This is a genomic window from Pseudomonas onubensis (genome assembly GCF_965653655.1).
GTDB lineage: Bacteria > Pseudomonadota > Gammaproteobacteria > Pseudomonadales > Pseudomonadaceae > Aquipseudomonas.
In genome coordinates this window covers 23,865-44,365 of sequence record NZ_CBFHAZ010000048.1, presented here as the reverse complement: position 1 = coordinate 44,365, position 20,501 = coordinate 23,865, and the positions used below count along the sequence as shown (strand labels likewise).

Genomic DNA, 20,501 nt, shown 5'->3' with positions numbered 1-20,501 from the left:
TGTGGGAGCGGGCTTGCTCGCGAATGCGGTGTATCAGCCTGCACATCCGGCGACTGACACACCGCTTTCGCGAGCAAGCCCGCTCCCACATTTTTGAACTGCGGCGCACCTGGCACCGCAGTTCATCACATCAATTGAGTACCGCAGCGCCTACCTTCTGCGCCTTGCGACGGCTCGCCACAAACAGCCCAGCCAACACCACCAGCAAGCTCAGAATGCCGGTCGCGATGATCTCGACGCGGTGGGCTTCCTGGAACAGCATGATGGTCAACGTACCGACGATGAACACCATCACCGCGTAGGTCAGGCCCGGGAACAGCCACATCTTGAAGACAATCTTCTCGCCCGCTGCCGTGCGCTTCTGGCGCATGCGCAGTTGCGACACGGCGATCACCAGGTACACCAGCAGCGCAATAGCGCCGGAGCTGGCCAGCAGGAATTCGAACACTGCAGCTGGCGCCACATAGTTGGCGAATACCGCCAGGAACGCAGCGCCGGTCGACAGCAACACTGCCCAGTAAGGCGTGCCGCTTTTGTTGGTGCGCTTGGCCACGGCCGGTGCATCACCGCGGCGGCCCAGGGAGAACAGCATGCGCGAGGCGGTGTACAGCGCCGAGTTGAGGCAGCTGGTCACGGCAACCAATACCACCAGGTCGACGATCAGCTTGGCATTCGGGATACCCATGCGCTCAAGCACGGTCTGGTAAGAACCTACCGCCGCCAGGGTCGGATCGTTCCAAGGCACCAGGGACACCACGATGAAGATCGACAGCAGGTAGAACAAACCAATCCGCCAGATCACCGAGTTGGTGGCCTTGGTGATTTGCTGGCCAGGGTTCTTCGATTCGGCCGCTGCAATGGTGACGATCTCGGTGCCCATGAACGAGAACATGGTGGTCAGGATCGCCGCCAATACCGCGCCCATGCCGTTAGGCATGAAGCCTTGGGTGTCAAACAGATGCGAAACACCACTGACCTGGCTGGTCGGCAGGAAGCCGAAAATCGCCGCAAGGCCGAGGATCACAAACGCTACGATCGCCACGACTTTGATCAGCGCAAACCAGAACTCGAACTCGCCGTAGTTCTTCACGCTGAACAGGTTGGTGGCCGTGAGCAGCAAGGTAATGATCAGGGTAAACGCCCAGATCGCCACATCGGGGAACCAGGCATGCAGGATGGTCGCAGCGGCGTTGGCCTCCAGTGGAATCACCAGCACCCAGAACCACCAGTACAACCAGCCGATGGTGAAACCGGCCCAGTGACCGATCGCACGGTCGGCATAGGTGGAGAACGAACCGGTGTCCGGCGAGGCCACGGCCATTTCGGCGAGCATGCGCATCACCAACACCACCAGCGTGCCCGCAGCGGCGTACGCCAGCAGTACGGCGGGGCCGGCGGCTGCAATCGCGTGGCCGGAGCCGACAAACAAACCGGCACCAATAACGCCGGCAATCGACAGCATGGTGACGTGACGCGGTTTGAGCCCCTGTTCGAGGTCATTGGAGCTTTGCGTACTACTCATTGACACACCTTTGCGAGGAATTGCGAAAACGGTCCGCCCGGCCTGCACGCTTTCTCGTGAAAAGAATCCAACGGGGCGTTCTTTATTTTTTACGCAAGATTTGCGCCAAAATGTTACAGGGCCGCGATTGACGCGGGCTGTAGGACAATTCATCAGTTCACGCAAGTCGTTGAGAACAATGGCATTCCGCTATAGCGTTACCGTGCGACCCACCTGCGGCACGAAAATACGCACCAAAAACACACACAAAAAGTACGTGACGCTCCATAAAAGGGCTGTTAAGGACCGTTTGCCCGGTTAACCCTTCCAACACCCGGCCAAAGCTGGCACCATCGCGCCCTTTTTTACGCGAAGCCTGTGGATTTATCGGGTTCGAACGTCTGTAGGTTGTTGATAGCGCGACACGCTGCTGCGCTGATGCGACACCTTGCCGCAGACCACCCGTTAACCGTCCGCAGCGCTGTTGGCTGCCATCCGAACGCTATGCTAGCTTGGCGCCTCGCCAGGAAGGCGGCCCAACAGCAAGAATGCACTGAACACAATGAGGACCGCACATGGCCGAGGCCGCGCCCGCGCTTGAAATCCGCAACTTGCATAAACGCTATGGTGAGCTGGAGGTACTCAAAGGTATCTCGCTGACCGCCCGCGACGGCGACGTGATCTCGATCCTGGGTTCCTCCGGTTCCGGCAAGTCCACCTTTTTGCGTTGCATCAACCTGCTGGAAAACCCACATCAGGGCCAGATTCTGGTGGCCGGTGAAGAACTCAAGCTCAAGGCCGCAAAAAACGGCGAGCTGATGGCCGCCGACGGCAAACAGATCAACCGCCTGCGCAGCGAAATCGGTTTTGTGTTTCAAAACTTTAACCTGTGGCCGCACATGAGCATCCTCGACAACATCATCGAGGCGCCCCGCCGTGTGCTCGGCCAGAGCAAGGCCGAGGCGATCGAAGTAGCCGAAGCCTTGCTGGCCAAGGTCGGCATCAGCGACAAGCGCCACGCCTACCCGGCGCAACTGTCCGGCGGCCAGCAACAACGCGCGGCGATTGCACGCACCCTGGCCATGCAGCCCAAAGTCATCCTGTTCGACGAGCCGACATCGGCGCTTGACCCGGAAATGGTCCAGGAAGTACTTAATGTGATCCGCGCACTGGCCGAAGAAGGCCGCACCATGCTGCTGGTCACCCATGAAATGGGCTTTGCCCGTCAGGTTTCCAGTGAAGTGGTGTTCCTGCACCAGGGCCTGGTCGAAGAGCAAGGATCGCCACAGCAGGTGTTTGAAAACCCGCTTTCGGCGCGCTGCAAACAATTCATGTCCAGCAACCGCTAACGGAGCAACATGCATGCAGAACTATAAAAAATTCCTTCTGGCCGCGGCCGTTTCGATGGCGTTCAGCGCCACGGCCATGGCAGAAACCTTGAAAATGGGGATCGAAGCGGCCTACCCGCCCTTCAACAATAAAGACGCCAGCGGCAACGTTGTGGGCTTTGACAAAGACATCGGCGACGCCCTGTGCGCCAAGATGAAAGTCGAGAAGTGCGAAGTGTACGTGTCCGACTGGGACGGCATCATCCCGGCCCTGAACGCCAAGAAGTTCGACTTCCTGGTGTCTTCGCTGTCGATCACTGATGAGCGCAAGCAAGCCGTCGACTTCACCGACCCGTACTACTCCAACAAGCTGCAATTCATCGCACCTAAAGCCACAACCGACTTCAAGACCGACGCCGGTTACCTGAAGGGCAAGATCATCGGTGCACAGCGCGCGACGCTGGCCGGTACTTACCTGGAAGACAAACTGCCGGACACCACCGCCAAGCTCTACGACACCCAGGAAAACGCCTACCTCGACCTGACTTCCGGCCGTTTGGACGGGATTCTCGCCGACAAGTACGTGCAGTACGAATGGCTCAAAAGTGATGCCGGCAAACTTTATGAGTTCAAAGGCGACCCGGTGGTAGAAAGCGACAAGATCGGTATCGCCGTACGCAAGGGCGACCCGCTGCGTGAGCGCCTGAACAAAGCCCTGGCAGAGATCAAGGCAGACGGCACCTACAAGAAGATCAACGACAAGTACTTCCCGTTCAGCATCGAATGATCTGAACGGCCTGACCGGCGCGCTTCTACTAGTAGCGCGCCGGCTTTCAGCAATGCCTGCCGCGATATGAAAACACCATGAATTTCGATCTCTACGGATTCGGCCCGGCGCTTGCCGCTGGCGCGCTGATGACCGTCAAACTGGCGCTCACGGCCCTGTGCCTGGGGCTCGTGCTGGGCCTTGCCGGCGCCTTGGCCAAGACTTCTCCGTACAAGCCGTTGCAATGGCTGGGCGGCGCTTACTCGACCATCGTTCGGGGCATTCCCGAGCTGTTGTGGGTGCTGCTGATTTACTTCGGCACCGTCAACCTGATGCGTGCCCTGGGCGAGTTTTTGGGTAACCCCGACCTGTCTCTCAGTGCCTTTGCCGCCGGGGTTATCGCCCTGGGCCTGTGCTTTGGCGCCTACGCCACGGAAGTGTTCCGTGGTGCGATTCTCGCCATTCCCAAGGGCCACCGCGAAGCCGGTGTGGCGCTGGGCCTGTCGAAGTTTCGAATTTTCACCCGCTTGATCATGCCGCAGATGTGGCGCATCGCCCTGCCTGGCCTGGGCAACCTGTTCATGATCCTGATGAAAGACACCGCGCTGGTGTCGGTGATCGGCCTTGAAGAAATCATGCGTCACGCACAGATCGGCGTGACCGTGACCAAGCAGCCGTTCACCTTCTTTATGGTGGCAGCCTTTATGTACCTGGGCCTCACCGTGCTGGCCATGACCGGCATGCACTTCCTGGAAAAACGCGCCGCCCGCGGCTTTGCAAGGAGCACCCAATGAGCGGTGACTACAGCTGGCTGTCGCACTTCGACCTGGGCCTGAACTGGGCCGTGATCATCAAGTGGCTGCCCAAACTGGCCCAGGGTGCAACCCTGACCCTGGAACTGGTGGCTATCGCCGTGATCGCCGGTTTGCTGCTGGCGATTCCGCTGGGTATCGCGCGCTCCTCCCGCCGCTGGTACGTGAGCGCCCTGCCCTACGCCTACATTTTCTTCTTCCGTGGCACGCCGCTGCTGGTGCAGTTGTTCCTGGTTTATTACGGCCTGGCGCAGTTCGACGCGGTGCGTAACAGCTTTATGTGGCCCTACCTGCGCGATCCGTTCTGGTGTGCCACGGCCACCATGACCTTGCACACCGCCGCGTATATCGCCGAGATCCTGCGCGGCGCTATCCAGGCCATCCCGCCGGGTGAGATCGAAGCGGCGCGCGCCCTGGGCATGTCCAAGCCCAAGACGCTGTTCTACATCATCCTGCCGCGCGCCTCGCGCATCGGCCTGCCGGCGTACAGCAACGAAGTGATCCTGATGCTCAAGGCCAGCGCCCTGGCCAGCACCGTCACCCTGCTGGAGCTGACCGGCATGGCGCGCACCATCATCGCCCGCACCTACCTACCGGTGGAGATCTTCTTCGCGGCGGGGCTGTTCTACCTGCTGATGGCCTACATCCTGGTGCGTGGCTTCAAACTGCTCGAACGCTGGCTGCGCGTCGATGCTTGCCAGGGACGTTGAAGCACGCTTCGCGGCGCTGGATGCGTTTCTAATCGAGCACCAAGGGCTGTGGCGACCACGGCCCTTTACGCACCTGCACTTACCCTGGGAACACCAGCACCCCGAGCTGGCCCAGTGGCTGCGCCAGCGCTCGCTGGCCGATGCCGAAGCCTGTCACAACCACCCGTATGACCTGCCGGCGCCTGCGCCTTTTCCACAGCTGGCATTTCAGGCAGCGCAGCTCAGCGCTGTGGGCAAGTTACCCGCACACGCGCTGGAGCCTGCCCGCCATCGCCTGAACGTGGATGTGCCCGGGCGCAAATGGCAACAAATCGAGGCGTTCGGCGCCGCACTGAATTTTGCCGCAACACCCCTGCATTGGCTGGACTGGTGCGCCGGCAAAGGCCACCTCGGCCGGCGCTTGCTGCAACCCGGCCAACAACTGACTTGCCTTGAATACGACCCGGCGCTGATCGCCTCGGGCCAGGCCTTGAGCGAGCATCACGGTCTGGCCGTGACCCATCGCCTGCAAGACGTGATGGCCGATGTGGCGCTCAACGCCGAGCACACGCCCGTCGCCTTACATGCCTGCGGCGACCTGCATGTGCGGCTGTTGCACGTGGCCAGTGCGGCGGGCTGCAAACGCCTGGCGCTGGCGCCTTGCTGCTATAACCGCATCGGTGCCGAGCGCTACCAAGCGTTGTCGACCGCCGGGCGCGCCTCGCAACTACAGCTTTCGGTCGACGACCTGGGGTTACCACTGAGCGAAACCGTCACTGCCGGCAACCGCGTGCGCCAGCAACGGGACACGTCCATGGCCCGGCGCCTGGGCTTTGATCAGTTGCAACGCCAACTGCGTGGCTGCGATGAGTACCTGCCCACGCCGTCTTTGCCCGCCGGTTGGCTGGATAAACCCTTCGCTGACTACTGCCAGGAACTGGCGCGTCTCAAGGATTTATCCACAGGTGAACAGGATTGGGCGGCGCTGGAAGCACACGGCTGGCGGCGCTTGGCTGAGGTGCGCAACCTGGAGCTGGTCAGGGGATTGTTTCGGCGGCCGCTGGAACTGTGGCTGGTCTTGGATCGCGCGCTGTTCTTGAAAGAACAGGGCTACAAGGTTGAGATAGGCACCTTCTGCGAACCCACGCTAACGCCGCGCAACTTGATGATGCTGGCCGAGCGCGATTAAGGGACGAAACTTCCTAGACGCGCCCTGTGGATAACTCTGTTGATGAATTCTTTACAGAGTCCGTAGCTATCAGCGCTACAGACCAAAACCCACCCTGGTCATTTTTTGTTCACAAAATAAAACGCACACAAAACAGGCAGTTGCAGCGTGTTGAGAACGGCTCCACAAAATGGCTGTTTCGTGACAGGCCCGACCAACCGATTGTGCATAAGCATCTGGCGCTAAGGGCATAAAGCGCGATTTAGGCGGTTCTTTTCGGTGCCTTCAGCACGCGGCAAATCTCGTTGATATCGTCGCCGGCCAGCCGCTTTGTGGCGTTGTCCAACGGGTCGGCCGCAAACGCCAGCGCTTCGTTGATCGCCATATCGCGATGCACCTCCAACGGCGCTTTGCCCAGGCGCTGTTTGAACGCCTCCAGCATATCCAGGCTAAAGGCGTTGCTTTCATCCACTTGGTTGACCACCACATGCACCACCGGCGGGCGTTCACCCTCCAGGTGCGGCGCGAGCAATACATCCAGATGATCAAGGGTGCCCAGGCACGCAGCATCCGCCTGGGCAATAACCAGCACCACATCGGCCACGCTCAGCGCTTGATGGAAGTAGACGTTGTTACCCGCAGGCGTATCGATGATCACCGTCTGCCGCTCGCTCAAACCCAGGGCCGCCAGGCGCTGCGCCAACCAGCTGGGTTCGTGCTTGAGCCAGCGCTCAAGGTTCTCCTGCTGCTCGATGTCGATATCGCCAAAGGTAATGACCTGGCAACCGGCAAAGCCAAGCTGCTGCAGCGGGTTCCACTGCCCATGCTGCAGGCTGGTACGGCCGACACCCGGCAAGGTACCACTGACGCCAAAGTGATGGTGGAGGGCATTTTGCGGGTCCAGGTCCAGCGCCACCACTGACTCGCCATGGCGCTGCAAACCGCTGCTCAATGCCGTGGCCAGGGTGCTGCGGCCGACACCTCCATTGATCGACACCAACGCCACCACTTTGGGGCGCAGCGCTGCTGGATGAGTCGATTGGGGATGGGTGTTTTCGTTTGCGGGCACGCTGCCAAAAAAGTGCATGCGTGCATTAATACCGTTGGCATCATGGCTGACGTTCTTGCCGAACAACGTCAACAGCTCTTCGCTAAGGCTCATGGGCAGCTCCTCACGACGCAGCTAAAGACGTGAAGGTCGGCAAGCAGGCACTTACCGCAGGTCTTATTATGGGCGTCTTAGTGAAGCATTCTGTGACAGACGCGGGAAAGTGTCATTATTTTGCTGTTTTTGCTGATCATTTTTTAGACAAGCGGTAAATGGTCAATTTAATGGCCATTGCTCGATAAATGCATCCGAACGCTCAGCGCCCGGCATAACGCACTCACATCCTGGGAGCCGCCGCTATTCAGTGCAGGGTCAAACGGGTCGCGCCCATAGGCCTGCGCCTCACCGACCGAAACGTCACGCTGGACGGTGCCGAGTACCGCATCGCCCAAGCGCAGCTTGAACACTCCGGCCATGTCCTGGCTAAAAGACTGGCCAGCGTCGACCTGGTTGATCACGTAAAACCGCTGAGGTGGCGCCGCCCCCGCAAGGTACGGCGCGAGCACCTCGTCCATCTTGGCCAAACGGCGAAATGAAGCGGCGTCCGGCTGCACCACCACCAACACCACATCGGCCACCGACAGCGCCTGGCTCAGGTACACCGTATTACCCGCCGGCACATCGATCACCACCGTGTCACGCGCATCGAGCCCCAACCCGGCCAGGCGCTTGGCGAGAAAGGCCTGGTCCTGACCGAGCCAGCGATTAAGGCTTTGCTGCTGCACAGCATCGGTTTCACCAAAGGTGACCAGCCGGCAGCCGGCAAAGCCGCGTTTAGGCAACGCTTGCCAGGTTTGATTAAGCAGGCTGGTAGCGCCCAGGCCGGGCACATCAAAGCCTGGGCACAAGTGATGGCGCAGCGCGTTTTGCGGGTCCAACTCCAACGCCAGCACCGGGTGGCCCTGGCGCTGCAAACCACTGGCAAGCGCGGCCGCCAACGTGCTGCGCCCCACACCGCCGGTGGCGGAAACCACCACCACGACCTTGGGCGCCACCGCATCCGTATACACCACGCCACGCGGCCCCTCTACCGCCTCATGGCGATAGGGCGCAGCGCCCTGATTCAGCTGATGCAGCAACTGCTGAAAAGGCACCGCCACCTGCGACTCCCGCAAAGAAGGCTCAGCCAGCGCGGTATATAGCTTGGTGATGTGATCTGCACGCCCCACTGGCTGCTCCTCCCTGTTGGGCCAATGAATAACTGGGCCGCATTGTGTGATATCACAGTGATGGTGTCAGTATTCTGGTGTTTGTATCCAAAACCTTTCAGATGAGCGGCATGGCGCCATTTTTATGGCTCTTCTTTTGCCAGGAGATATACACCTATAAAACAACGCACTAGGCGATCACCGTGTGTTTTTTAACCAATACAAGCGCGCCGTTCGTATCAACAAGTACACAGATCCACACGCCATACACAACGAAACAAAACCCGCCCTGCGCGACACAGCCCGGATACCTCCCAGGCATTCAATGGCCTCACCCCACCACTGCACCTGCGAGGCCATCACCATGAACACCAACAACTGGAAAACCCTAATCGCCGCGAGCCTGCTTGGCTTGACCTTCACCGCCCATGCCGAGGCAAGCCATAAGCCGGATATTCAGCGCGTGCTGTCGACCACCGAAGACACCCGCTCGGGATGCGGCGTGGTGAACGCGCGCATGACCTATCTGGACTCTAAAGGCGATACGCAGGTGTTGGCGTACATGAAATTTACCGACCAGTGTGGCGACGGCAATTGAGTCGGATTTGAGGCTGTCGAGGGTAGGAAAAAGCAGCAAGCGTAAAAAAACCTTGGTATCTGCAAAAATAGTCAGAATTCAGGGGTTTACAGAAGCTTGGCAATCGCTATAATCGTCGCCCTAACACGCCGGTATAGCTCAGTTGGTAGAGCAACTGACTTGTAATCAGTAGGTCCCGGGTTCGACTCCTGGTGCCGGCACCACATTAGGCTCCACTGCATTCCACCGAATGCTCTGGAAGCCCAGAAAACCCGCCCTTTGGCGGGTTTTTTCGTTCCAGAACCCTCCGTCGGGATCCAACAAAATCCCCCTTCCCCGAGGGTATGTTAGGGGTACTGCGATTTCCCGGTCAGGAGCGCGTACCCCTATGCCACGTCTAGCGATCCCCCTCAGCGACCTGCAATGCCGCACGGCCAAAACCCGCGAACGCGCCTACAAACTGTTCGACGGCGGCGGCATGTACCTTTTCGTCAAACCCAATGGCGTGAAGACCTGGCGCTTGAAGTACACCAAGCCCAGCGGCAAGGAAGGCACGCTCATCATCGGCAATTACCCCATCGTTACCCTTTCCGTCGCACGACGTAAGCGAGACGAAGCCAAGGCGTTGCTGCTCGACAACCTCGATCCAATGGAAGAAAAGAAAAAGGCCAGGATCGTAGCCCAGCGGGCGGCACTGCTTTTCGAAACCGTTGCTCTGCAGTGGCACGCTGATATGTCCCGCCGCTGGACCGAAGGCCACGCAAAAACCGTAATGAGCCGACTGCGCACCCACGTCTTCCCGCTGATCGGCCAACGCCCCATCGCAGAACTTGATACCCACGACCTGCTAGAGATCACCCAGCGCATCAAGGAACGCGGCACCATGGATGTGGCGTTGAGGGTACAGAACTACTTATCCACCATCATGCGCGGGGCCAAAAGGGCTCGGCAGATCACCATGAATCCTGCACTGGATCTGGCAGGCTCGATTCACGCGCCGCGCACAGTCCATCGCCCCGCCCTATCCCTCAACCGCCTACCCGAACTGCTACACCGCATCGACAACTACAACGGTCGCGAGCTGACGCGCCTTGCCGTCCTGTTGACGTTGCATGTATTCGTCCGCTCCAGCGAACTGCGCTTCGCGCGATGGAGTGAGTTCGACCTTCAACGCGCCATGTGGGAAATCCCCGATACGCGCGCACCGATTGAAGGGGTACGCAACTCCACACGGGGGACCAAGATGAACGGCGACATTCAAATGGTCCCGCTATCGCCGCAGGTCATCGAAATACTGGAGCGCCTGCGTAGCCTCAGTCGCTTTTCAGAGTTGGTGCTACCGGGCGACCACAAGTACTGGAAGCCCATGTCCGAGAACACGGTGAACACCATGCTCCGCAACGTCGGCTATGACACCAGCAAGGACGTGTGCGGCCACGGCTTCAGGACCATGGCCTGTAGCGCCCTGCTGGAGTCCGGATTATGGACCGACGCAGCCATCGAAAGACAAATGAGCCACAAGGAACGCAACCGCGTGCGCGCCGCGTATATCCACAAAGCTGAATTTCTGGAACAGCGCCGGCTGATCATGGCGTGGTGGAGCAACTACATCGACGCCAACCGCCATGGGCATGTGACTCCCCACGAGTTCGCTCACCCAGTCGGCGACAACATCACTGCCCTACAAAATAGAAATGGCGCATCCAAACGTGGGTAAGCCAATGAGATCGCCGCAGTCCGCCCTTCCACGCGGGTCCATCCAAGCGGGGCTGCAAAGCCGCCCTGCTTGGATGGACCTCATTTAAAAAATCTAAAGCCCACGCAAATTGTCTGTGGAAAACCACTGATTTCCACCGGTGGATAATTTCATCCACAGCCGCAGAATCCCCGAAAATTCGAGCCTTGACCCAAATTATCCACAGGCGTAGAAAAGATCGGGCAAAGCGCTGTCGTTGACAGCAACCCAGGTAGCCAGAACCTTTAAGGCTACGCCACACCGTGGTGGTTCTCCCAAAGTGCGATTAGCGTCCGGCGGCTCGCACGGTCACAGCGATGTGATGGATGCCTACTTTTACCAGTGTGCCCACTGCGGCAACTCATCCCCCTTCGTAGCTGTCTTGCAGCAACCTATCCGCTTGGCCATTTCCTTGCGCCAACCTGCGCCCGTCTCTTTCTCCCGGAAAGAGACGGGCGCTCGTACCGCTGCTGCAGCCCATCTCGTACAAGGCTTTGCGGCATTCCCCCTCGTGACAATCGGCGTGACAAACACCGAAGTCACCCGCAACAGCGATGCAGATGATGGTGCCGCAGCCCAGGGAATGGACTGCACCTGACTGACAGTCAGGCACGCCCCGGTCATCGCATCACTGCCTTCACCCGGCTCAAGATCTCGCGGCGTTGGTCTCGTCAGCCAATGCAGCCTCCACCCGCCCACTTCCTTGGAAGTGTTCAGGAGGCCAGATCATGAGATGCCCAGGCTCCCGGTCGTAAAGAGCCGCCAGTCCCGCGTTAGTGGACAACCCTCACAGGTCGCAGGGGCCTTGATCCCTGATAACACTCAACATTCTTGGCGGGATGACGTGGGGAAGGTTTTACAAGTGTGGCTTACAGAGGAGTTTGGTCATGGGATTGGTCGGTAGACGGAAAGGGCGTAATTTTGGCTATGGCCGGCAATTGAGCTATGCCGGGCCGCAGGCACTGAAAGACCTGTTTGGCGGTGGGCATTACGGTACGGTCAAAGCACACAGTGATCGTTGGCAGACGTTCGTGCGCTGGTGTCGGTCGGAGGATGGCCCGGGAATTAATGATGCACGGCAGATTGATCGGCAGACCTTGCTGGATTACGCCGGACGTCTGCGCCAACAAGTTGAACAAGGTGAGCTGGCTATCGCCACTGCGCAAAACCGGTTGTCCAGTGTGAATCGAACCATGGCCGCGCTTCGCGGTGATCAGTATGTGAAAGTGCCGAGCCCGAGTAAGGCGCTGGGAATGCGGCGCAACAGTGTTCGTCGTTCTGTGCCGCAAGGCCAAGACCGCGAACAGGTGAAGCGGATCGTCGACGTGCTTTGCGAACACCAGCAGCCGCGCGCCGCGGCCATCGCGCAGTTGGCGCGAGCAACCGGCATGCGCTTGCGCGAGGCCATCTTGGCCGACCTTCCGCGCCTCAAACTTGAGGCCGAACAATACGGCAAAATCAACATCCAGGATGGCACCAAAGGTGGCCGTTCAGGTGCGTCGGCACCTCGCTGGATCTGGGTGGATGATCATATTCGTGACGCACTGAGGTTTGCCGAACAGGTCTCGCCCGACGGTAGCTGTAACCTGCTTGCACCGGACGAAAGCCACCTTGATTTCCAACGGGGAATCGTCCGCCCCGCCCGCGACACCCTCCATGCGCACAACCTCAAAGGTTTCCACGAATTGCGGGCCGCCTATGCGTGCGAACGCTATGAGCAAATCACCCAGCATCTCGCACCCATCAACGGTGGCAGGTGCTACCAGCTCGAGCGACGCCTCGATCAGGAGGCCCGAGCACAAATCAGCTATGAACTGGGACACGGCCGTATCGACGTGGTCTCGGCTTACATTGGGGGTCGAGCATGAGCAAGCCATTCGATATGGAGCTGTTCCTGGGGGGTGTTCTGACCGGGTCGTACTCCACACGCCAGCGTCACCTTCGCCAAGCGAAAGCCATTCAAGTAGCGATCTCTAATCGTTGGCACAAAGATAATCCATGGGCATGGCAGCAAAAGCATCTCGCATGGTTTCTAAACCACCACGTGAACTCGTACGCGGAATCGACGCGCTATTACTATCTGCTGACCATACATTTTCTCACTCTTCGCTTAGGAAAACCCTGGCAGTTCGAGGGTTAAGCAGAAGTCCTCAACTGACCAGATAAGGACGACCAGACCCAAAGGGTCTTGAGTTTTAGTGGCGACTTATCGAAACGCTTCCTCAATCCCACGGCGCATGGCAAATTGACATCGACCTTCAAAAAATCCGAACACGCATCCCCAGAGAAAAAGGAGTTTCCATGTCGATATTGCAGGAAATACTGAGCTGGACCCAGGGACTACCTACCTGGCAAAGCGATTGCGTTGCACGACTGTTAGCAAAACAGACTCTAACTGCAGAGGATTTGGGTGACTTACTAGCCTTGCTCAAGACTGCTCATGGTATTCCTGACCCGAAAGGCCGCACGCCAAGCCCGCTTGCATCCGATCAGATCCCCGCTCCGATAAAGTCATCGATGCATGTCGAATTGCGGGCAATGAAGAACTTACTAAATGTTAATGCCATTGCCGAAAACCAGAACCTGTCTTTCGCACCTTCCGGCTTGACCGTTATTTACGGCGGTAATGGCTCGGGCAAATCAGGCTACTCCCGTGTGCTCAAGCGCGCATGCCGTGCGCGTGATCAAACTGAAGTAATTTATCCCAACGCCAACCGACCCGTGGACAAAGCTGCTTCGGCTGAAGCCATCTTTGAAATCGGTGTTAACGGTACGGTACAAGACGTGCGCTGGGTTAATGACGGAGCTGCACCCGTAGAGCTATCTGCTCTCTCCATTTTCGACTCACGCTGCGCCAATGCTTATCTTGTAAATGAAGACGATTTTTCGTACGTACCTCAGGGACTCGATGTTTTTGAACGACTGGCAAGTGTCCATCAGCAATTGAAGAGCGCAATTGAGGCGGAGCAGAAACAATACGCAGTTGACCTGACTGCGTTTGTTCCGTTGCACGGTGACACGATTGTCGGAAGATTAATCACAACGCTGTCTGCCAAGACTACTCCTGCCCAGATTGAAGCACTGGCCACGTTGTCCCCTGAAGAACTGAGCCTGCACGCAGATTTAGGCAACAGCCTAAAAGAAAACAATCCCAAGGAAAAAGCTAACCAACTGAGGTTACTCGCGCGCCGAGTTGGCGGCATTGCAACGAATGCTACCCACAAGGCGACGTTGGTGGATAAAGCAATCGTTACCAAGCTGCGCAGTCTGTCGAGCGCCTACCTGACCGCCAAAGCAGCTGCGGAGCTGGCTGCAAATCAGTTCAAGGAACAAGAAGGTTTACTGCCAGGAACAGGAGGCGAAGCTTGGCGTGAGCTATTCGAAGCCGCACGCAAATTTTCCTCTGAGTCCCACCCGGATGAAACCTTTCCTGCATTGGGAAGCGATGCGTCCTGTCCCCTGTGTCAGCAGCCGCTCATGGAGGGGGCTAATCGCTTGGCTCGCTTTGAAGCCTTCATTCAACAAGAGGCAGAGAAAACTTCTCAGGCTCGCCGCGCTGAATTGGTTGCCCAGTATAAACCGCTAAGTACACATGATCTGACTCTCGGTCTGGACGACGCTACACTCAGCGAAATTCAAACACTTGACTCTCAACTTGCGGTGGATTCTGCTGCCTTCGAGCAAGTTCTGACAGCTCGCCGAGAAACCATCAAGACAGCGGTGACTACACAAATTTGGGAAGGGGCCGAGCAAGCATTGGTCAATCCAGCCCAAAGGCTACAGGCTCTCGCAGACAAGCTAAATGCCGAGGCTGTAAATCTGGATAAAGCATCTGATGAACAGGCTCGAGCAAAATTGCAGAAGCAGCTGGATGAGCTTGATGCAAGAGTAAAGCTGAGCCAAGTCAAAGATGCTGTCATTACGGCTGTCTCACGGCTGAATCATCAGGCAAAACTGACAAAGTGCTTGCCTGCGCTCAGGACGAACGCAATTTCCTTGAAGTCCTCTGAGTTGGCAGAAAGCATCATTTCAAAGGGGCTTGCGGATGCACTTAATGCTGAGTTCAAGGCGCTAGGGGTTGGAGGACTTCGTGTCGCTCTGCAAAGCCGCTCTGGGAAAGGTAAGGTATTGCATAAGCTAAAGCTGGAGTTACCGCAAAGCCGAAGTCCCCGAGACCTATTGAGCGAAGGTGAACAACGAGCTGTTGCATTAGCTTCATTTTTAGCTGAAGTGGGGCTTAGTGATAGCACTGGCGGTATTATTTTCGACGACCCAGTATCGTCCCTAGATCACCGACGTCGTGAGCGGGTGGCTGCGCGACTCGTAGATGAAGCTGCTCGGCGCCAAGTGATCGTGTTCACCCATGACATCTACTTCCTTTGCGTCCTAGCTGAGGAGGCTGAGTCCGCAGGGGTCAACGTACTCACACAAAGCCTATCCAGGCGTGTCGAAGGCTTCGGGGTTGCCAATCCAGAGCTACCGTTCGAAGGGAAAAACACAACGAAACGCATCGGAGCGCTCAAGGCTCAGCAGCAAACCATCGCAAGACTGCATAAAGACGGCGAGGAAGATGCGCACCGTAAACAGACCGGTGAAGCGTATTTTTTCCTGCGGATGGCTTGGGAGCGCGCGGTTGAGGAAGTACTGCTACGCCGAGTAGTTCTACGCTTTCGTAAAGGCATCGAAACCCAGCGATTGTCAGAAGTGATTGTTGATGATAACGACTATGCACAAGTAAATTCTGGGATGAGCAAATGCTCAAATTACGCACACGATAAGGCCATAGTAGGAGGAGTCGCTGTGCCAGAGCCCGATGAATTGCTGGCTGACATCATGGCTCTTGAAACTTGGCGCGACCAAATTGAACGCCGCAGCAAGAGTACGAGCCAAAGCCGTAAATCAGGGTTGCCTACATCTACCCTCCCCACGCCTACCGCAACCGCTCCGTAGATATGGAAAAAGCTCGCCAACATAAGGTGGCGGGCTTTAGGACACAAGATGCGTTATGCGCTAACTATGGAGGCGGCGAATCAAGCGCCTCCACGACATGGCGTTTGGACCGAAGCAAGCCTGATGCATGCAACTTTTTTCAATTCGCTTTTCGCTAGAGAGCAGCGCACCACATGGTTGAAGTATTTTTAACTCTTTGCACGGCCGCCATCATTGCCAGTTTGTCCACATGGCTGGGTAGCGTTTGGAAGGACCGAATCAGTTCGAGAGATAACACGCGTGCCGAAACTTTCATAGAGCAGCTCAAAGCCGGACACTCTCGCCTGGCACAGAACCTTGAGCATGCATTACAAATCTAACGTCATGCGGTTCAACTGGGGCATGCTACCTCTGATAGGCTTCCCGACAAAGTCTATAGAAACTGTAAGCTCGAACGAAAGGCCGTCTAGATTAGCTGGAGAAGGGTTCCTTGTTAAAAGTTAATAGATCAAGTGTTAGCTATCCTGAATGGCTTCGCAGCCCTCAAGCAGCAAATGCTCAAAGTTTTTTGGCAAAGTTCTATAGCTCCGATCCGGAGTATCGAGCGACTAGACGTGCACCGTTTGAGGAACTTCCTAGGCCTCAAGTGAAAGAAGCACTTGAAGAGCTTTTTCATGGAAAGTGTGCTTACTGCGAGTCGGACATCCGAGGCTCGGGAAGTGAAATAGATCACTTTAGGCCGAAAGCTGCGGCAAGTAATTTAAAGGGCGACAAGCAAAATGCAGATCACTATGGCTGGTTTCTTTATGAGTGGAGCAACCATTTCCTGTCATGCGTCTCCTGTAACCGGGCTAAGCGAAATCTTTTCCCTGTAGATGGCCCTCGCGCTACCGTTCTTTCGTCTTGGATCGAGGCTTGTCGGAGTGAAACGGCACTGCTGCTGGACCCTTGCTTGGATACGCCGGAGCGTCATCTTCGTTTTGACCTGAAAGGGGTTGCCTTCGGCAGGACTAAGCGGGGAAAAGCGACTATCGATGTTCTGAACCTGAACCGAGAAAATCTCGTCGCAGCCAGAAGAGAAAAATTTGAGCACTGTGCGGAACTTTTGGAGGTATTGCGGCAGGGTGGAAAGTACATAGCAGATACTCTGAGGAAAGAGCTTGATGACGCCTCGGTTTACTCGGGAGCGGCACGGATTTTCTTGTATCAAACCTACAGTAAATATATGCAAGCAGAAGGGCGTCGATCACCAGCCTTTAATAGTTTCTTAGCTCAGGAGTTGTGGCGAGACACGCGGTTGTTTGGAGAAACTAGAGTTTTAGATGCTCTGGAAGAAAGGGGCATTTCAGCTACAGGAATAGTGCAGGTTATACACGACAGAGAAGAACCTGTACTGCCCTCTTTAAAGACGGCGGGCGCATTCAAAGATATTCGCGGATCTAGTGCTGTCTCAATGATCTGCAGAGTGGAGATCTCTGACTTTAAAGACATTCAGAGACTGGATCTCACGCTTCAGATTTCTGAGGGTGAAAAGGGCCAAGGATGTGCAATGCTAATCGGAGAAAACTCCGTAGGAAAAAGCAGCGTGCTGCAGGCAATCGCACTATGTCTTATGGGTGAAGAACTCAGAGATATGCTGAAGATCAACGCTGAAGACTTCATTGCACGGGAAATCGAAGGCTGGAAGCACACGCGAACGAAAGATGCGGTCGTCAAAGTCGAGTTCACCTCAGGCGATATTGTGACGCTGGTAATCCCTTGCGCCGGTCCTTGGTTCGATGGCAGTGACGAACCGTCAGGTGTAGTTCTAGGTTATGGTGCAAGGCGTTACTTCGATGATAAAAGAAAGCAGTCGGCAACTCATTTTGGTCTGCGTACTCTGTTCGAGCCCTCCGCCACAATTTCCCACCCTGAGCGGTGGCTGCAAAGGCAGGATGAGAAAACCTTCAACGCAGTCGCGAGAGCTATGAGGGATATACTGTTGCTTCAGCCTGATGACGAAATTCATCGGGATGAAGAGGGACGTATATATGTGACCGCTCATCAACGCATGACTCCAATTGATCGGCTGAGTGATGGGTATAAATCGTTGTTCGCCATGGCCGTCGATATAATGCGTGAGATGGTGAGCGTTTGGGGAAATCTTGAGTTCGCTCGAGGCGTAGTTCTTATTGATGAAGTTGAGACACATCTTCATCCTCGATGGAAGATGCAGGTGATCAATGCTTTACGCAGTGCAATGCCGCAAGTTCAGTTTATAGCGACCACTCATGACCCCCTATGTCTTCGAGGTATGCGTGATGGCGAAGTAAAGGTATTGTTTCGCGATGAAGACAAGGTGATTCAGACTCTTGAGGGGTTGCCCAAGCTGTCGTCGCTACGCGCCGAGCAACTGCTTACTTCGGACTATTTCGGACTTGTCAGCACATCGGATCCTGTCGTTGAGGCGGAGTTAGAGGAATATGCTTTGCTTTCGTCTGGAGCAACTCTAACGCCTGACAGGCAGGCCCGATTGGACGAACTATCAATATCTACAGCAACCCTTACGGTTATCGGCGATACGCCTGGACAGCAGATTGTTTCCGAAGCTTATCGAGAGTATTTAATCGAACGCGGAACCGTGGATGCAGCAAAACGTAGTGAATTGCGTCGCGATGCGGTGGAAGACGTACTTAGGGCTCTTCGTGCAAGGAAGACCAATGCGCAAGGTTGACAGAACGACCGTAACTGCACCTACTTCATTGACATCGGCTACAGGTGCAGGAGCTAATGAGCGTCCGCTAGCGTTAACCTACTTTAGTGCTCCGCCTTTAGCTGACGGCGAAAAGCCGAGAAAAAAGTTTAAGTTCGCTGCATACAAGGGCGACGATGTTGTGGATGCATTAAAGGAGCTTTTTCATGAAAAGTGCGCCTATTGTGAATCAGAATTTATTGCCACCGGCCCAGCTGATATTGAACACTACCGTCCTAAAGGGGGAGTCCAGGAAGATCCAACCCATGTTGGCTACTGGTGGCTAGCGAGCGAGTGGACGAACCTTCTATATAGTTGCATTGACTGTAACCGAAGACGACGTCATAAGCTCTTTGTACCAGGCATGGCACTGAAAGCAATCAATGCCATAAAAAACAAGTCAATTGGCAAGAAAAACTCATTCGCTATCAATAAGGTTCGAGCAGTTAAGCTCGGTGACTGCCTTAATGCTGAGGATGCTCTGCTAATAGACCCTACTCGACGTGATCCAACTCAGCACTTGCAATGGCTCTTTGACTTTTCTGTCACTCCAGATCAATGCCCTGCCCTAGTTTTACCGACCAACAATAACAATACAGCGGATATGTACGGCGCTGAGACCATCGTGGCCCTCGCCCTAAACCGACAGGGACTGGTGCAGCAGCGAACGAAGCACTTGCTAAACCTCAGGGTAATGCTTCGATATATTCAGGATGATATTGAAGCAGCGATGTCAGAGACAGGCGCAGGCAGGTCTCGCAGCATTCAGAGAGCGATAGGAAAATTGAGTGATTTAGAAGGCAAGAGTGCTGCGACTGAATGCTATTCAGAGATGACCAAGGCTTGGTTCGAAGAGGCCGCGCGTTGGCTGGAGGATCACTACCAGCAGCGTCTAGAGGAAATCCTTGTTGAGGAGCAGCCCTAGATTAAATTGTTCGTCTCACCAGTTTGAATCCCAGCTGGTTTCATAGACACGTCTGAATGACTTACGTGCAGGTCGACAACGTGCTGATACCTTATAAATCCCGGACTCGACTCCACTGAATTCCATAACTAGCTGATTTATTTATAGTTACCGGTTGGGGTACGGCAAATTTTCCAGCGAATTCCAGACCCGCAGAAAACCTAGCCCCGCCGACCACCACCGTTCGTCTGGTGCCGCACCATATCTCAAAGCCTCGCAATGCGAGGCTTTGTTGTTTCTGGGGTTTGGGAAACCGCAAAAAGTCAGATCTCTGTTTGGCCGAAATGCCCAAAAAGCGTCCACACTCAACATCTCGAGCTGCTTGCCTCAATCCAAATCTCGATTTCTATGATGCCTTGCTCAGCTCAACATGAATCCCGGTAGACGTATCCTCCAAACCCACCGGCCCACCAAAAGCCACCCTCAACCCCGCCTCCCAGGCTTTATTCATAATTATGGCCAGCCAATAATTATGCCGCCCTCATAAAACCAATAATTCCCCCAGCCACCTATCCGCACCACCTGATCCGACCGAAAAAACAACCCATCAATTTTCCCGATTGCTCCCCACCCCTCACCACGCTAACCTCCCCCCGTCGCCACCACCCAGCGACCGGGCCTGAGAACCCGATTTGATGCAGGCGCCAACAGCGCCACGCATTCGTTTTCACAACGATCGTGCTGCTCTCACTCAATATGGGAGTTCCACCAATGACCGCAACAAATCCACCCACCCTCACCACCCTCGGCGTCACCCCTTTCTCCTTTCACTCCGACCAACCTCTGTTCCGCGTCAACAGCGGCGTTTCCCTGCATGAAGCCTTGCACCACGCTTCCGATTTGCTCCACGTCGCCAAGTTGCTCGCAGAGGACGCGGCGATGACGAAGGAGACGGACCGTTATGCCTGGGCGTCGCATTATTTGCAGGAGATGAGCAAGGCGGTGATTGATGATGTGGTGAAGGTGTTGGCGTCGCCCTGCAATGCTGAGCAGTAAGGGGTAAATGGGGTGGCCGGGCGGGCGCTATCGCGGGCAAGCCCGGCTC

General features: G+C 56.2%; 16 protein-coding genes and 1 tRNA gene. 14 read left to right on the top strand and 3 right to left on the bottom strand.

Translation table 11 applies throughout. From position 1 onward, the window contains the following. Positions 1–130: 130 nt before the first annotated feature. Positions 131–1,522 carry a GABA permease gene (gabP, locus tag ACTD9P_RS16870; RefSeq protein ID WP_017138655.1) on the bottom strand — a complete coding sequence of 464 codons (1,392 nt, stop codon included), beginning with the start codon at positions 1,520–1,522 and terminating at the stop codon, positions 131–133. Between the two features lie 554 nt (positions 1,523–2,076). On the opposite strand from gabP, the gene ACTD9P_RS16865 reads away from it, so the two are divergent. The 5 genes from ACTD9P_RS16865 (at position 2,077) to ACTD9P_RS16845 (ending at position 6,285) form a co-directional block, all read left to right on the top strand. Beyond that, positions 2,077–2,850, top strand: a complete 774-nt coding sequence (locus ACTD9P_RS16865; RefSeq protein WP_017138656.1) for an ABC transporter ATP-binding protein — start codon at positions 2,077–2,079, stop codon at positions 2,848–2,850. Between the two features lie 13 nt (positions 2,851–2,863). Continuing rightward, positions 2,864–3,616, top strand: coding sequence for an ABC transporter substrate-binding protein (locus ACTD9P_RS16860; protein ID WP_438868580.1), 753 nt, complete (start codon positions 2,864–2,866; stop codon positions 3,614–3,616). 77 nt (positions 3,617–3,693) lie between these two features. After that, entirely contained in the window at positions 3,694–4,389 is a 696-nt protein-coding gene (locus ACTD9P_RS16855) for an ABC transporter permease (protein ID WP_056860685.1), read from the top strand. A gap of 38 nt (positions 4,390–4,427) precedes the next feature. Further along, positions 4,428–5,117, top strand: coding sequence for an ABC transporter permease (locus ACTD9P_RS16850; RefSeq protein ID WP_058422651.1), 690 nt, complete (start codon positions 4,428–4,430; stop codon positions 5,115–5,117). After that, entirely contained in the window at positions 5,098–6,285 is a 1,188-nt protein-coding gene (locus tag ACTD9P_RS16845; RefSeq protein ID WP_438868579.1) for a methyltransferase, read from the top strand. Before ACTD9P_RS16850 ends, ACTD9P_RS16845 begins: the two co-directional genes overlap by 20 nt. Positions 6,286–6,526: 241 nt before the next feature. On the opposite strand, the gene bcsQ (ACTD9P_RS16840) is transcribed toward ACTD9P_RS16845, so the two are convergent. Next, positions 6,527–7,426: a cellulose biosynthesis protein BcsQ gene (gene bcsQ, locus ACTD9P_RS16840; protein WP_438868578.1), complete on the bottom strand. Its 900-nt coding sequence runs from the start codon at positions 7,424–7,426 to the stop codon at positions 6,527–6,529. A 167-nt stretch (positions 7,427–7,593) separates the two neighbouring features. Next, on the bottom strand, positions 7,594–8,472 hold the full coding sequence (gene bcsQ, locus ACTD9P_RS16835) for a cellulose biosynthesis protein BcsQ (protein WP_438868577.1): 879 nt from the start codon (positions 8,470–8,472) through the stop codon (positions 7,594–7,596). A gap of 412 nt (positions 8,473–8,884) precedes the next feature. Between bcsQ (ACTD9P_RS16835) and ACTD9P_RS16830 the strand changes: the two genes are divergently transcribed. The 9 genes from ACTD9P_RS16830 (at position 8,885) to ACTD9P_RS16790 (ending at position 20,452) form a co-directional block, all read left to right on the top strand. After that, a complete protein-coding gene (locus tag ACTD9P_RS16830) occupies positions 8,885–9,118 on the top strand; it encodes a DUF2790 domain-containing protein (RefSeq protein WP_017138663.1) in 234 nt (77 codons plus the stop codon). A 127-nt stretch (positions 9,119–9,245) separates the two neighbouring features. Continuing rightward, positions 9,246–9,321, top strand: a tRNA-Thr gene (locus ACTD9P_RS16825). A 164-nt stretch (positions 9,322–9,485) separates the two neighbouring features. Next, a complete protein-coding gene (locus tag ACTD9P_RS16820) occupies positions 9,486–10,814 on the top strand; it encodes a tyrosine-type recombinase/integrase (RefSeq protein WP_438868576.1) in 1,329 nt (442 codons plus the stop codon). Positions 10,815–11,719: 905 nt separating this feature from the next. Next, a complete protein-coding gene (locus tag ACTD9P_RS16815; RefSeq protein ID WP_438868575.1) occupies positions 11,720–12,700 on the top strand; it encodes an integrase domain-containing protein in 981 nt (326 codons plus the stop codon). Further along, complete coding sequence (locus tag ACTD9P_RS16810) at positions 12,697–12,972, top strand: hypothetical protein (protein ID WP_438868574.1); 276 nt, start codon at positions 12,697–12,699, stop codon at positions 12,970–12,972. Before ACTD9P_RS16815 ends, ACTD9P_RS16810 begins: the two co-directional genes overlap by 4 nt. Before the next feature lie 161 nt (positions 12,973–13,133). Further along, positions 13,134–15,782 (top strand): AAA family ATPase, encoded by a 2,649-nt coding sequence (locus tag ACTD9P_RS16805; protein ID WP_438868573.1) that lies wholly within the window; start codon positions 13,134–13,136, stop codon positions 15,780–15,782. Positions 15,783–16,251: 469 nt separating this feature from the next. Beyond that, entirely contained in the window at positions 16,252–18,474 is a 2,223-nt protein-coding gene (locus ACTD9P_RS16800) for a retron system putative HNH endonuclease (RefSeq protein ID WP_438868572.1), read from the top strand. Next, complete coding sequence (locus ACTD9P_RS16795; protein ID WP_438868571.1) at positions 18,461–19,417, top strand: HNH endonuclease family protein; 957 nt, start codon at positions 18,461–18,463, stop codon at positions 19,415–19,417. Before ACTD9P_RS16800 ends, ACTD9P_RS16795 begins: the two co-directional genes overlap by 14 nt. Before the next feature lie 750 nt (positions 19,418–20,167). Then, complete coding sequence (locus ACTD9P_RS16790; protein ID WP_438868570.1) at positions 20,168–20,452, top strand: DUF3077 domain-containing protein; 285 nt, start codon at positions 20,168–20,170, stop codon at positions 20,450–20,452. Positions 20,453–20,501 lie beyond the last annotated feature (49 nt).

What these genes read in the sequence shown, in the direction of transcription:
- ACTD9P_RS16805 (WP_438868573.1), top strand. Translation starts at nt 13,134, where the DNA reads ATGTCGATATTGCAGGAAATACTGAGCTGGACCCAGGGACTACCTACC.
- ACTD9P_RS16815 (WP_438868575.1), top strand. Translation starts at nt 11,720, where the DNA reads ATGGGATTGGTCGGTAGACGGAAAGGGCGTAATTTTGGCTATGGCCGG.
- gabP (WP_017138655.1), bottom strand. Translation starts at nt 1,522, where the DNA reads ATGAGTAGTACGCAAAGCTCCAATGACCTCGAACAGGGGCTCAAACCG.
- ACTD9P_RS16790 (WP_438868570.1), top strand. Translation starts at nt 20,168, where the DNA reads ATGACCGCAACAAATCCACCCACCCTCACCACCCTCGGCGTCACCCCT.
- ACTD9P_RS16820 (WP_438868576.1), top strand. Translation starts at nt 9,486, where the DNA reads ATGCCACGTCTAGCGATCCCCCTCAGCGACCTGCAATGCCGCACGGCC.
- ACTD9P_RS16855 (WP_056860685.1), top strand. Translation starts at nt 3,694, where the DNA reads ATGAATTTCGATCTCTACGGATTCGGCCCGGCGCTTGCCGCTGGCGCG.
- ACTD9P_RS16865 (WP_017138656.1), top strand. Translation starts at nt 2,077, where the DNA reads ATGGCCGAGGCCGCGCCCGCGCTTGAAATCCGCAACTTGCATAAACGC.
- ACTD9P_RS16830 (WP_017138663.1), top strand. Translation starts at nt 8,885, where the DNA reads ATGAACACCAACAACTGGAAAACCCTAATCGCCGCGAGCCTGCTTGGC.
- bcsQ (WP_438868578.1), bottom strand. Translation starts at nt 7,426, where the DNA reads ATGAGCCTTAGCGAAGAGCTGTTGACGTTGTTCGGCAAGAACGTCAGC.
- ACTD9P_RS16810 (WP_438868574.1), top strand. Translation starts at nt 12,697, where the DNA reads ATGAGCAAGCCATTCGATATGGAGCTGTTCCTGGGGGGTGTTCTGACC.
- ACTD9P_RS16845 (WP_438868579.1), top strand. Translation starts at nt 5,098, where the DNA reads ATGCTTGCCAGGGACGTTGAAGCACGCTTCGCGGCGCTGGATGCGTTT.
- ACTD9P_RS16795 (WP_438868571.1), top strand. Translation starts at nt 18,461, where the DNA reads ATGCGCAAGGTTGACAGAACGACCGTAACTGCACCTACTTCATTGACA.
- ACTD9P_RS16860 (WP_438868580.1), top strand. Translation starts at nt 2,864, where the DNA reads ATGCAGAACTATAAAAAATTCCTTCTGGCCGCGGCCGTTTCGATGGCG.